Origin of the sequence: Acidiphilium sp. C61 (assembly GCF_905116885.1) — a bacterium.
Lineage (GTDB): Bacteria > Pseudomonadota > Alphaproteobacteria > Acetobacterales > Acetobacteraceae > Acidiphilium.
This window is the reverse complement of record NZ_CAJHNI010000005.1, coordinates 3,141,555-3,154,636: the sequence shown is the minus strand read 5'-3', so window position 1 is coordinate 3,154,636 and position 13,082 is coordinate 3,141,555. Positions and strand designations below refer to the sequence as shown.

The following is a 13,082-nucleotide window of genomic DNA, read 5'->3' as shown; positions in this document are numbered from 1 at the left end:
CCCATATCCGGGCCATGGCGCGATGCGAGGCGGGCGCGGACAGGCAGACATGCGGCGCTGACCAGCTACCCGAATTTGGAGAGGAGACCCGCTTGCCAAGCTGCACGAAGCTGAGTAGAAAGCCCCTCACGGAGCGCGGGCGTAGCTCAGGGGTAGAGCACAACCTTGCCAAGGTTGTGGTCGAGGGTTCGAATCCCTTCGCCCGCTCCAGATTTTCTATAGGAAATCAGCGGTTTAGAGCGGTCCTTCGGGGCCGCTTTTTGCTTTGGGGGCCCTTTGTCTGGGGGGTTCCAAACAGAATGCATTCAGCTGGAGCAAATTCAGCTTCGCCTCGTCTGACCGGATTCGGGTGGCGGGGCTCATTCGCTGGAGAATCATCCGATCAGAGGGAGTCATCCGATCGGGTAAAGATGCTCCGGGTATCGACAAGATAGAGCATTGTTCCGGGCGTCATCTCGTACGTGAGGTCGCTTGCGGCGCTCGAAGCCGATGGCGGGGCGTGGGTGGATGCAAAACCGGACAGCGACGAAAAAGCCCGGACAGGCATGGCGCCTGGCCGGGCTTGTTGCGTCATGGGCCACGCCACCGGGGGTTCCGGGGGCGCGGCGCATGGTTGTTTGTTAGCCGACGGACGCCATGCGGCTGTCCGCGGTCACCGGATATGCCAGGGTCGTGGCGATCGTGATTTCCACGTTCCTGCCCTGCACCAGCTCGGCCGGGATCACCGCGGCGCCATTGGTCCAGCGGCCATTGGGCTCGACATCGTGCCAGCCTTCGGCAAGGCCGGGGTGATCGAGCGCGATCGGCTCGCCCCCTGCTTTCAGGGCGCCGATCTTGACGCCGAGAACGCGGCGATCGCGCGGATCGGCGGTCAGTTCACCGGGGACCGCCGTCCGGGATGCGATCACGACGCTGCCGTCCTGCCGATGGATCGCGACGACCGCGGCGTCCTGTGTCGTCTCGATCGCAGCACGGTCGAGGATCCGCGCCCGGGCCCTCTCGACGAGCGGACCATGGTCGGCGAAGGGCGCGCAGCTGCGCGTCTCGCGGAGGGACTGCGCGAAATCCGGGTGCAGGATCAGGGCCTCGCCACCGTTCTCGAACGCGCCGCGATTGCCGGTTTCGAGGTAGCTTTCCGTTGCCATGCCCTCGGCCAGCAGCACCGCGTGGAACGGCAGTTCGACGTGGAAATACGTGACCTCGCGCATCGTGACCTGGCGGATCGTCGTGCCGTTGACCAGGATCTTGGCCGGGATCAGCACGCCTTCGAGGTAGAATGCGTGATCCGGGGAGACGACCAGGTCGCGGGCCGGAACGTTGTCTGCAATCGCGTTGGCGGAGATGACGACAGGCTGCACCGCTTCCGGCCGCGGATGGCGGGTGAGGTCGATCGTGCGCTTGCCCAGCCAGACCACCGGGGCGGTGCCGCCATCGTGCAGGAGGACGGTTTCGCCGGCGGTGAGGTGTTCCACGGCCACTGGGCCGCGCGCGGTCGCGATCAGCGTTCCCGCGGCAAAGCAGGGGTTGTTCGGGTTGTTCGGGTTAAAGATGCCGCCTGACGAGACCGTGAGAGTGGCCCCACTGGTCGCCTCCAGCGGGCTGAACACCTGGCCGCCGCTCGACACGGTGGTGTTGGTGCCGCTGCTGAACGTGTCCCCGATCGATTCGCCGCCGGAGGAGATGTTCACGGAGTCGGACGTCAATGCGTTGCCGCTCGTCACGCCACCCGCAGTCACGTCGAGCGTGCCGCCGGAGAGGGACGCGCTGAGCAGTTCGCCGCCGCTGTTGACGCTGACCGTATCGCCAGCCCCGAACGTCACGGCATTTCCGGAGACGACCGCGCCGCTCTCCACGATCAGTGTGGTGTTCGCACCGAGAGCGACAGGGCCGGCAATGGTCTGGCCGTTACTCAGATATTGTGTTGTGCCGTTGACGTTAACCGCCGACACGGTGCCGCCGGTAAGGACCGGCTCATTGTATTGGGTTGTCGCCATGCCACCGGAGCTGATGGTGCCACCGGCACCCGCGATAATGTTCGACACGGTTGCACCGGTGTTGATAGCGATATTACCGCCGCTCTCAACCAGCGCGCCGCTGAGCGTAGTGCCCACATTGAAATAGACGGTAGGCATATAAGTAGAGGGGTTAATATTATTGATGAAGGTATCGTTGACCGACGAACCGCCATTATAAGTTTGCATCCCCCCGTTGATCACGTTGCCACTGGTGGTGCCGCCATAGCCATACATGTACGCGTTATTGATGACCGAGCTGAGCAATTCGCCGCCCGCACTAACGTTTACTGTGGCTTTCGAGGTACCACCGTTATCAACGATCATCCCCGAGACAACGGCGCCGCTCTCGATGTTGAGAGTGGTTCCGCCGGCCAGTTCGACCAGGCCGCTGACGGTTGTGCTGCCATTCGTATAGACAGTGGTGCCGTTGTTGTTCACGGCAGACCAGTATGAATATCCGTTAAGCAAAGTGCGCTGGGTGTTGTTGGCCGTGGCCTGATCGACAATGGCGCCGTTCTGGAAGTTTGCCGCAGCGCCAGCACTTACGAATGTGCCGGACACAATGCCTGAAGGAGCGACAGTGATCAGACCGCCGCTGCCGACGATAAAGTTGTTGAGGCTGGAGCCGCCGGAGGAAACCTGGAGACTGGCACCGCTCAGAGTCGAGTTTTCGACCACGCCGCCACCTGAAACATTGATGGTGACGCCGGCACCTGTGTTCGTCAGCCCGCTGGCAGTCGCGCCCTGCTCGACAATCAGCGTCGCGCCCGCGTCGAGATTGACGAGGCCGGTAACGGTCACCCCGTTGCTGAGATACTGGGTGGTCCCGTTGGTGTTTACCGCAGACCAGGTTCCATTCAAATTCGTGGCCATATTCAATTCCTTTTTACAAACGCAGGTTATTCAATGTTGAGGAGAGGTTCGATCGTTCTGATGACCTGTTCGGACGTGATCAGACGCGTACACTCAAACTGCTTTGAGGTGTTCGCGTGCCGTGGACACCAGAAAAAATCATTGTGATCGAACATTTCACGCGGATCGTTCCAGCATGAATTGCAGGCATGCCAGTTGATGACGCGATACGGTGTTTCGAATTCATTGGTGGGGTGCGTGAACCCCGAAATCATCACGACGGGAGTCTCCATAGCCCAGGCCAGCCATGAAAGGCCGGAACTCAACCCAACAAAAAACGCGGCGTGCTTCAGCCAGCGGGCGCGCTCGGCCAGCGGGCGGTCTCCGGTCTCGTCCTCGGCGCCATGCGGAATCCGGTTCCACACATAGCCGGCGCCGTGTACCGGCTTCTGGTCGATGCAGATCACCCGGTAGCCCCTTGCCTTCAAGTGACTAACGACGTCGAGCCATCCCGTGGGATTGTTCCAGTATTTGCACTGGGCCGAACTCTGCGTCGCGATGCAGACATAGGGCTCCGCGATCGGCCTCGTATCATCCTCGAGCGCGATCCGGGGCCGGATTTCCGACGGATCCACCCCCAGAATGTAGGCGGCCGTCTTGTGCAGGCCGACATGGCGGAAATCGGTCGGCTGCAACGTGTTTTCGGTGTCCTTGAAGAACAGGCCGATGTGATAGTTCGCATAGGCCCGTTGCAGGGTGCTGTCGGCTTCGAGCTGCGCGGCCGTCATCAGCCGAAGCTCCGGATAGGTTGCCTCGAACAGCGGAATGAGCGCCGGCGACATGACACAGGTGACCCTCGCCTGCCGCGCCGCCGCGAACCGCGAGACATAGGGAAACCAGGCAAAGACGTCGCCGATGGTGCCGACCGGTATCTGCACGACCACGTTCTGATCCCGGAGATCGAGCACGTGCTGGAAGACAGGCTCCATGTCGCCTGCATCGCTACGTCGCTGGATCTTGATTTCAAAACGGACAAAATACCTCTTTTTCGACTTGAGAACGCCGGTCTTGATCTCGTTCTGATAAACGACAAGACCTGAATCCGCATCCGTCAGCGTTACGAACCACGCACCCCCCTCGAGTTCGGGGAGATAGACACGCGCGCCATCGAGAAAATCATAACGAATTCCAAGCGGCGCCTCGCAAACCGGCATTTCCGGCGGGTTAATGTAAGCCGAGCTCAACGAAGCAATCCTCTGTCAATTCAATATTCAGATCAGTTTATGCCGCTTAAATGATATTTTTCATATAAAAAGAGAATTTTCTCTTATAGCCCAGATCGTCAAACGCTATCCTAAAAGCTGTCTCAAACGCTGCCGTGGGTCTTCAGGACACTGAAGCACGGCCATCCTTGCCAAAACTAACGAAAGCCAAATACCGATTTCGTTCGTCTCGGTTATAGAGGAATTAATAACGTTCGGTCAATCAATACCAGCACTGGAGAATGTTTCAATAAATTTTATCCGATTATTTTTAAGACTATTTCCAGATTTATATTTTTATTTATACGATTTTTGTTTAAATAACATATTTAGTTTACTTATTTTTGTCTTGTGTATTCTAATTTTAGATCACCGAGACGGCGCGGGACAGGTGCGCCCGGCGCGTTCGCGAGTCTTGCCGCACCGGCCTCGGGACCGCAAGATCTGCCGCAACGCGCCGTGTGACAGCGTCTTCGCCCGCCGCTCACGACGATCAGGGCGACGGATGGGCGGACGGGGGAGCGGGGGAGCGGGCGAGAGCTTCATCCGATCCGGGGGGCGGAAAATGCTCTATGACGAGAGTGCCTGCGCGCGCACGAGGCGGGCGAAAGCCCCCTCACCCGCCATCAGGTCGGCATGCGTGCCCTGCTCCACGACCACCCCATCCGCAACCACCACGATCCTGTCGGCATCCCGCACCGTGGCGAGGCGGTGCGCCACGACGATGGTGGTGCGGCCGCGGCGAAGGCGGGCGAGCGCCTCCTGCACCGCCGCCTCGCTCTCGGCGTCCAGCGCGCTGGTTGCCTCGTCGAGCAGCAGGATCCGCGGATCGCGCAGCAGGGCGCGGGCCAGGGCCACGCGCTGGCGCTGGCCGCCCGAAAGCCGCTGGCCATTGACGCCGACACGGGTTTCGAACCCCTCGGGCAGATCGGCGATGAAGCCTGCCGCCGCCGCCTCGGCCGCCGCCCGGATCTCGGCGGGCGAGGCGCCCTTGCGGCCCATCCCGATATTGGCGGCAATCGTGTCGTCGAACAGCAGCGCGTCCTGGCCGACATAGGCGATCGCGCCGCGCAGGGATTGGAGGGAGACGGCGGCGATGTCGGCGCCATCGATCAGGATCGCGCCGCGATCGGCCTCGTAGAGCCGGGGGATCAGGGCCAGCGCCGTCGATTTGCCAGCGCCCGACGCGCCGACCAGGGCGAGAGTGCGCCCCGGCTCGGCGACGAAGGACAGATCGCGCAGCCCCGGCCTGCCATCCGGATAGGCGAACCCGACATGGCGGAATTCCACCCGGCCGGGACCGGGCGGCAGCTTCGCGGCGCCGGGGCGCTCGACGATGACGGAAGGCTCGTCGATCACGCGGAACACGCGCTCCAGCCCCGCCATGCCTTCCTGCACCGCGGCATTCATCGTGCCGAGCGCGCGCAACGGGCGGGAGGCGATCAGCAGCGCCGCCACGAAGCCGGTGAAATTGCCGATGCCCGCAGCGCCGGCGGCATGCCGCCAGCCGGCAAAGCCGATGACGAGGGCGATGGCGAGGCCGCCGAGGACTTCCAGCACCGGATCGAGCGCGGCCCGCCCGCGGATCATTCGCATCAGCGCCCGATACAGATGCTCGAACGCCCGGTCCGCCCGGCGGCGTTCATCCTCCTCGAGCCCATAGGCGCGGACGGTGCGGGCCTGGGCGAAGCTCTCGTTGAGCAGGGACGCGGCTTCGCCCATCCGCTCCTGCATGCCGCCCGAGGCGCGGCGGATGCGACGGCCGATCTTCTGGATCGGCAGCCCGGCCAGCGGGTAAAGCAGGGCGGCGATCAGGCTCAGTTCCCAGTCGATCCAGAGCATGGTGCCGACCAGCCCGATCAGCGTGAAGAAATCGGCGATGCCGTTCACCGCGCGGCTCATCGCCTCGCGGATCACCGTGGCATCGGTGGTGAAGCGGGCGGCGAGCGCTGCCGGCGGCTCGCGGTCGATCCGCACCAGTTCGGCGCTGGTCAGATGCCCGAACATCGAAACCTGCAGGCGGCGGATGGTGCCGAGCACGACCTGCTGCGTCAGCAGCGTCTGGGCGTATTGTGCGAGCGCCTTGATCACGGTGACGACGAGCACGATCAGCGGCACCTGGTACAGGATCCGCGGATCGCGCTTGGCGAACATGGTGAAGGCGCGGTCGATCAGCGCGGGGTAGAGCGCCGTCGTGCCCGACATCACCAGGGTGGCGACGATGATCAGCGCGACGCGGCCGCGATAGGCGGTGACATGTTGCCGCCACAGCCGCCGCGCGAGCGCGATGCTGCTGCCGGTTTCCATCATGAGAGATCCGTTTCCGCTTGCGATACCGCGTTACTGGCGCGGCGCCGGGTTCGCGTCAATCGCCGGTGAAGCTGCGGCGTGACCGCTCAGCGCCTCGCCCGCCCCCGGCGAGAGCCGGGCACAGACCGGCACCGAGAGCGCGCCGATGGCGCTGACGATGAGGAAGGCCCAGCCGTAATCGGCGATCGCGGGTTCGGTGTGCCCGGCCAGTGAAGTGGTGAATTCCAGCGCCCCGGCGGCAACCGATATGCCGAGGGTCAGGGTGATCTGCTGGAACGTGGCGTAGAAGCTCGTCGCGGCACTCATCCGGCTGCGCGGCACATCGGCATAGGCGATGGTGTTGAGGGCGGTGAACTGCAACGAGCGGAACACGCCGCCGACCAGCAGCACCGCGTCGAGCCCGAGTTCCGGCCAGCCGGGCCGGAACGCCGCGCAGGCAGCGGTGAAGACCACCGCGAGGCCGCCGAACAGCATCATCGCCACGCGAAAGCCGAGGCGGCGGAGGACCGGCTCGGCCAGCGGCTTCATCGCCAGCGCGCCGATGGCCGCGGCGAAGGTGATCGTGCCGGATTTCGCCGCGGTGTCGCCGAAGCCGAGCTGGAGCATCAGCGGCAGCAGGAACGGCATGGCGCCGGCCAGCACGCGGAAGAGGCTGCCGGCGATCGTCGAGTTCGCGAACGTGTCGATCCGCATCAGCGTCAGGTCGAGCACCGGGTGCGGATGGTGGCGCGCATGCCGGACATAGGCGAGTGCGGCCGCCACGCCGCCGGCGAAGCACAAGAGGCTCCAGCGCAGGGGAATGATGCCGCGGCCGATCGTCTCGAAGCCGGCCATCAGCAGCGCCATGGCAAGGCCGCTCCAGACCAGGCCGGCAAGATCGAGCCGGCCGGCCTCCGCCTCGTCCCTCACCTCGCGGATATGCCGGGTCACCGCGACGATGCCGATCAGGCCGATGGGCACGTTGATGTCGAAGGTCCAGCGCCAGGAGAGATAGGTGACGATGAAGCCGCCGAGCGGCGGGCCGATGATGGGGCCTAGCAGGGCCGGCATGGTGAGCCACGACGTGGCCGCGATCATGTCGCGCCGGCGGACCGACCGGAGCAGCAGCAGCCGGCCGACCGGCACCATCATCGCCCCGCCGAGCCCCTGGAAAATGCGCGCCGCGATCAGTTCGCCCAGGCTCTGCGACAGGCCGCAGAAAATCGACCCGAGGGTGAAGACGACAATCGCCGCCCGGAACACCGTCCGGCTGCCGAAGCGGTCGGCAACCCAGCCGGAGGCGGGGATGAAGACCGCGAGCGCGATCAGGTAGGAGGTGAGCGCGAGGCTCATGTGCAGCGGATCGGCGTGGAAGCTCTTTGCCATCGCCGGCAGGGCGGTGGCCACGATGGTGCCGTCGAGATTCTGCATGAACAGCGCCGTGGCGACGATCAGCGCGGTCAGGCGCATCCTGTGCGGCGGCAGCATCGGGCCGGCCTCGTCGTCGGGGGCGAGATCGGTCACGTCTCAGCCTTTCGGTTTCGGCGCTCCGGCGGTCGGCGGCGGCGGCGCGGGCCAGGCCAGGGGCGGCACCGTCATGAGGTCGGTGCCGTTCGCGGTCAGCTTGCCATCAGCCAGACCGAAGGTGACGGCGAGGCGCTGGCTGTCTTTCGGCCCGCGGACCAGAAAGGGCGACGCGGCTGCGGTGAGCGCGCTGATGCCACCGACGAGACCTGGATAATGGGTCGAGATCGTGCCGAGCGCGGCGCCGAACCCATCGGCGACCAGGTGCATACGGCCGCGCGGCTGGACGCGGGAATCGAAGCCGAACTCACCCTTGCCGGTGGCATCGAGCGGGCCGACCGCAAGCCGGACACCGAGGCTGCCATGCCCGCCATCCTGCGCCCAGCGATGCAGCGCCGGGGCCGCTTGCTGCCAGAGCGCCATGAAATCTGCCGGGGCCACGGCGCTTGTCTGCCCGGCCGGGCCCGCGATGGTGGGGGCGAAGGCGCCGGCAAGCCCGGCCGGCAGTTCGGCGGCGGGGCCGGAGACGGCAAGATCGAGGCTGAGCCGGCCGAGCTTGCCGCCGAAGGGCAGGTCGCCCAGCGTGGTGAAGATCGGCGACAGCGCCAGCCCGGACAGCTTTTCGTGGAGGGAAAACGCGGTCTCGGCGGTGCCGGCGCGCGGGTTGCGGGTGGTGGTGACGGAGATCGCCGCGATGCTGAGCAGGGTGAAGTTGGTGTTCTGGCTGTCGATCCTGAGATCGGTCGCGTGGAAGCTGCCGGCGCGAAGCGGATTGTCCGATCCCTGGAGCAGCGCGGCCGGATCGAATTGCTCGGCGGCGGCGATGCTGCCGAAATGCAGCGTCGCCGAAGGGCCATCGACCAGCGCGAGACGCCATGTCGATGCGGGGGTGAGGTTCAGCGTGAACGGCGTGCCGGGACGCACCATCAGGTCCAGCGCGGGAATCCCGATCGTCGGCGCCGGGCCGTTCGCAACGGGCGGCGTGAGGCGCAGCCCGCTCACCAGAACCTCGGCCCGGAGCGGCGAGGTGCCGCGGGTGATCGCGCCGCGCGTGACCGTCCAGCCATGCGAGCGCAGCACGGTGGCCACCTGGTCCACCGCCAGGGCAAGGCGGCTTTCGGCATACCACCACAGCCCGAGCCAGACGATCGCCACGACCACCAGCGCGAGGGACAGAAAACGGACCAGGCTTCGCATCTTGCGTCCTTTCAGCTGCGCGGGTCACATGCGCATCCTTACTGTAGCTGCGGCCCCGCCCAAGGCCAAACCGGCCGACATCCCGGTTTACCGGCAGCACCACGGCGGCTACACCGGAGCCCGCCAATACGGAGCTGGATCACGATGACGGAGCCGAAGATCGCGGTTCTCCTACCTTGTCACAACGAGGCGGCGGCGATCGGCGCTGTCATCCGCGCGTTCCGCGACGCCTTGCCGGGTGCGGAGATCTATGTTTTCGACAACAATTCGACCGACGATACCGCCGCGATCGCGCGCGAAGCGGGCGCGATCGTTCGTCAGGAGAGCTTGCAGGGCAAGGGATACGTGGTGCGGCGGATGTTCCGCGACATCCAGGCCGATCTCTATGTCATGGCGGATGGCGACGACACCTATGACGCCACCCTGGCCCCGGCGATGATCGCGCTCGCGCGGCGCGGGCCATACGACCTCGTCAACTGTGTGCGGCGCGAGACCGATGCCGCCGCCTATCGCAGCGGCCACCGGTTCGGCAACCACCTGCTCACCGGGGCGGTCCGCGCCATTTTCGGCGACCGGGTCGAGGACATGCTCTCCGGCTACAAGGTGCTGTCGCGCCGCTTCGTGAAATCCTTCCCGGTGCTGGCGACCGGGTTCGACATCGAGACCGAGCTTGCGGTCCACGCGCTCGAACTCGCGCTGCCGATCGCCCATGTCGAGGGCGAATACCGCCCGCGCCCGGCGGGATCGGCCAGCAAGCTGCGAACCTGGAGCGATGGCTGGCGCATCCTCCGGCTGATCCTGCGGCTGCTGCGGCACGAGCGGCCGCTGGCCTTTTTCGGCGCGCTCGGCCTCGCGGCGTTTCTGGCCGCTGCCGTGCTCATCGCACCGGTCATCGTGACGTATCTGCGCACCGGCCTCGTGCCGCGCCTGCCGACCGCGGTGCTGGCGACCGGCATCGTCCTCGCCGGCGCGCTGAGCCTGACCACCGGCGTCATCCTCGACACGGTGACCCGCGGGCGGCGGGAAACCCGGCTGCTCGCCTATCTGCGCCATCCAGCCCCAGAGCCCTGATCCAGAGCGTTGACCCGGGGCCTTGATCCGGGGCCTTGATCCGGGGCCTTGAGCGGGAGCCTTGACCAGAGCCTTGACCGGGGGCCTTGACCCGGCGCCCCGATCCGGCGCTTTGTGCATCGCGATAGCTTGACCCGCGACGGGAGTTCCCATGCCCAGCTGCGTCCCCTTCGATCAGCTCCAGCCCGGCCAGACCGCCGCGCTCGGAAAAACCATCACCGAGGCCGATATCCTGCTGTTTTCGGCGGTATCGATGGATACCAACCCGGTTCACCTGAACCAGGAGTTGGCCGACGAGACGCTGTTCAAGGGGCGGGTCGCGCATGGGATGCTGTGCGGCAGCCTGATCTCGGCCGTGCTCGGCACGGTGCTGCCGGGGCTGGGCACGATCTATCTTACCCAGTCGATGCGGTTTCGCGCGCCGGTGCGGATCGGCGATACCGTCACCGCCGAGGTCGAGGTCGCCTCGCTCGATCACGAGAAGCGGCGGGCGACGATGCGCACGCGGTGCTTCGTCCGCGGCAAGGTGGTGATCGAGGGCGAGGCGGTGGTGATCCCGCCTTCCGAGGCCGTCGTCGCCGTGGCGCAGAACGAGAAGCGCGCCGCCGAATGATCCGCGTCTTCCACGACTGGACGGCGATTCCCGCGGACGCGCGCGGCGCTTCGGTGGCACTCGGCAATTTCGACGGGATGCATCGCGGCCATATCGAAGTGCTGCGCGCAGCACACGCGGCAGGGCCGGAGGCGCCACGCGCCGTGCTCACCTTCGCGCCGCACCCGCGGGAGTTCTTCCGCCCCGAGGACCCGCCGTTCCGGCTGATGCTGGAGGCCGAGCGGGCGGCGGCGCTGGAAGAAGAGGGGATCGATTTTCTCTATGAACTCAGCTTCGATCGCGCCTTCTCGCAGCTGAGCGCCGAGGCATTCATCGGCGAGGTGCTGCATCGCGGCATCGGCGCGGCGCATCTGGCATGCGGCGCGGATTTCGCCTTCGGCCACCGCCGGGGCGGCGATGTCGCCCTGCTGCGCGAGACCGCGGAATTGCATGGCATCGGCCTCACGGTCGTGCCGCATCTGGATGATGCCGAGGGCCCGATTTCCTCCAGCCGGATCCGCCGGCTGTTGCAGGATGGCTATCCGGAACGCGCCGCCGCACTGCTCGGCCGGCCGCACGCGATTCGCGGCGTGGTCGCGCATGGCGACGCGCGGGGGCGGACGATCGGCTTTCCCACCGCCAACGTCGCACTCGGCCGGCATCTGGAACCCGCACGCGGCGTTTATGCGGTGACGGTGCGGCTCAAGGACGGCAGCAGGGTCAAGGGCGTCGCCAATATCGGGCGCCGCCCGACCGTGGCGGAGGGCGCGATCTCGCGGCTGGAGGCGCATCTGTTCGACTTCGCCGGCGATCTCTACGGCCAGGATATCACCGTCTCGCTGCACCATTTCATCCGCGAGGAGCGGCGCTACGCCGATTTCGACGCGCTGCGGGCGCAGATCGTGGCCGATGCGCAGGAGGCGCGGCGCCTGCTGGCGGCGATCTGACCGAAGCCCGATTAGAGCACGTTCCGATCCATCAGGATCGGATGTCGTGCTCTATCTTACTGATAACCAGAGCATCTTAATCCGATCAGATGATTCCATCTGATCGGATGATGCTCTAGGGCAGAGCGCTGTTGATGCGCGAGGGGCGCCATCCTCTTGCACCAATGCCTCAATCGCGGCGAAGACCGCCCTCGCCGACCGTCCAGATCGCGGCATCGCCGAGGGCGGCGAACTGCTCGCGCTCGGTCGCGGTGCAGAACACCTGCGCCTCCCCGCGCTGCAGGGCATCGCCGAGTGCCATCCGGTGCGCGGCATCGAGATGCACGAACGGCTCGTCGAGCAGCAGCACCGGCGCCGTGCCCCGGGCGGAGGCGACCAGCGCCACATGCGCGAGAACGATCGACACCAGCATCGCGCGTTGCTGCCCGGTCGAGGCCAGCGCCGCGACGAGGCCGCTCGCCGCCTGGGCGAGACCGAGATCGGCGCGCTGCGGCGAGATCGCGGCGACCGGCTCGGCACGCGAGGCGGCATAGCGGGCGCGCAGCCACTCCTCGACCTCCAGCGCCGGGCGGCGCGCGAGTTCGGCGCCGATCGGGCAGTCGAGCGACAGGCGCGCGGCGGGGAACGGATCGGCGGTGCCGGCGGCGAGCAGCGCGTTGAGCCGCTCGATGACGTAGAGCCGGGACGCGGTGAGTGCGGCGGCGTGGCGGGCCATCGAATCCTCGATCGTGGCGAGCCAGAGCGGGTCGTACCGCCCGGCCTCGATCAGCCGGTTGCGGTTGGCCGAGGCGGATTCGAAGGCAGCGACCTCGCTGGCATGGGCCGGTTCGAGGGCGAGCACCAGGCGGTCGAGAAACCGGCGGCGGGATGAGGCCCCCTCGGTGAACAGCCGGTCCATCTGCGGGGTGAGCCAGAGGCAGGAAAACCGGGCGGCGAGGCGCGAAGCCGGCACCGGCTCGCCATCCAGCAGCAGGCGCCGGCGATCCCCCTGCCCCGCCTCGATGCCTGTCCCGATCGCGAATCCGCCCTCCTTGCCCGCGAGCCTCGCGGCAACGGCCCAGCCGCCGGCGGCGCCCGGCGCATGGCGGGCCAGCTCGGCGAGGCGCGCGCCCCGCAGGCCCCGGCCCGGCGCGAGCAGCGAAACGGCTTCGAGCAGATTGGTCTTGCCCGCGCCGTTCGGCCCGGCAAGGGCGACGATCTTGCCGCCGGGCTGCCAGTCGAGCCGGGCGTAGGACCGGAAATCGGCAAGGCGAAGCGAGGCGATCCGCAACGCGGCGGCGGAACGCGCGGAAATGCCGGGGTTCGTCATCCGGTTCTGATAGTCGAGGCCGCC

Annotated in this window: 9 protein-coding genes and 1 tRNA gene; 4 read left to right on the top strand and 6 right to left on the bottom strand. The window is 66.3% G+C overall.

Annotation, left to right across the window (positions count from 1 at the left end; all coding sequences use genetic code 11):
• The first annotated feature begins 135 nt into the window (after window positions 1–135).
• A tRNA-Gly gene (locus tag HUW10_RS17600) sits at window positions 136–210 on the top strand.
• Between the two features lie 410 nt (window positions 211–620).
• Here the strand turns inward: HUW10_RS17600 and HUW10_RS18415 are convergent.
• The 5 genes from HUW10_RS18415 to HUW10_RS17575 all read right to left on the bottom strand — a co-directional run bounded on the left by HUW10_RS18415 (window position 621) and on the right by HUW10_RS17575 (window position 9,139).
• Window positions 621–2,888: a Hint domain-containing protein gene (locus tag HUW10_RS18415; protein ID WP_236656487.1), complete on the bottom strand. Its 2,268-nt coding sequence runs from the start codon at window positions 2,886–2,888 to the stop codon at window positions 621–623.
• 26 nt (window positions 2,889–2,914) lie between these two features.
• A complete protein-coding gene (locus HUW10_RS17590) occupies window positions 2,915–4,111 on the bottom strand; it encodes an autotransporter strand-loop-strand O-heptosyltransferase (protein WP_371808641.1) in 1,197 nt (398 codons plus the stop codon).
• A 588-nt stretch (window positions 4,112–4,699) separates the two neighbouring features.
• Window positions 4,700–6,439: an ABC transporter ATP-binding protein gene (locus HUW10_RS17585; RefSeq protein ID WP_174504657.1), complete on the bottom strand. Its 1,740-nt coding sequence runs from the start codon at window positions 6,437–6,439 to the stop codon at window positions 4,700–4,702.
• 30 nt (window positions 6,440–6,469) lie between these two features.
• Window positions 6,470–7,906 carry an MFS transporter gene (locus HUW10_RS17580; RefSeq protein ID WP_174504956.1) on the bottom strand — a complete coding sequence of 479 codons (1,437 nt, stop codon included), beginning with the start codon at window positions 7,904–7,906 and terminating at the stop codon, window positions 6,470–6,472.
• A 39-nt stretch (window positions 7,907–7,945) separates the two neighbouring features.
• Entirely contained in the window at window positions 7,946–9,139 is a 1,194-nt protein-coding gene (locus tag HUW10_RS17575; protein ID WP_174504656.1) for a DUF2125 domain-containing protein, read from the bottom strand.
• Window positions 9,140–9,283: 144 nt separating this feature from the next.
• Between HUW10_RS17575 and HUW10_RS17570 the strand changes: the two genes are divergently transcribed.
• The 3 genes from HUW10_RS17570 to HUW10_RS17560 all read left to right on the top strand — a co-directional run bounded on the left by HUW10_RS17570 (window position 9,284) and on the right by HUW10_RS17560 (window position 11,749).
• Window positions 9,284–10,210 carry a glycosyltransferase family 2 protein gene (locus HUW10_RS17570; RefSeq protein WP_371808640.1) on the top strand — a complete coding sequence of 309 codons (927 nt, stop codon included), beginning with the start codon at window positions 9,284–9,286 and terminating at the stop codon, window positions 10,208–10,210.
• 151 nt (window positions 10,211–10,361) lie between these two features.
• Window positions 10,362–10,823 (top strand): MaoC family dehydratase, encoded by a 462-nt coding sequence (locus HUW10_RS17565; RefSeq protein ID WP_174504655.1) that lies wholly within the window; start codon window positions 10,362–10,364, stop codon window positions 10,821–10,823.
• On the top strand, window positions 10,820–11,749 hold the full coding sequence (locus tag HUW10_RS17560) for a bifunctional riboflavin kinase/FAD synthetase (RefSeq protein WP_174504654.1): 930 nt from the start codon (window positions 10,820–10,822) through the stop codon (window positions 11,747–11,749). The genes HUW10_RS17565 and HUW10_RS17560 overlap by 4 nt, the downstream gene beginning before the upstream one ends.
• 169 nt (window positions 11,750–11,918) lie before the next feature.
• Here HUW10_RS17560 and recF read toward each other — a convergent pair whose 3' ends face one another.
• Window positions 11,919–13,058: a DNA replication/repair protein RecF gene (gene recF / locus HUW10_RS17555; protein ID WP_174504653.1), complete on the bottom strand. Its 1,140-nt coding sequence runs from the start codon at window positions 13,056–13,058 to the stop codon at window positions 11,919–11,921.
• Window positions 13,059–13,082: the final 24 nt, after the last annotated feature.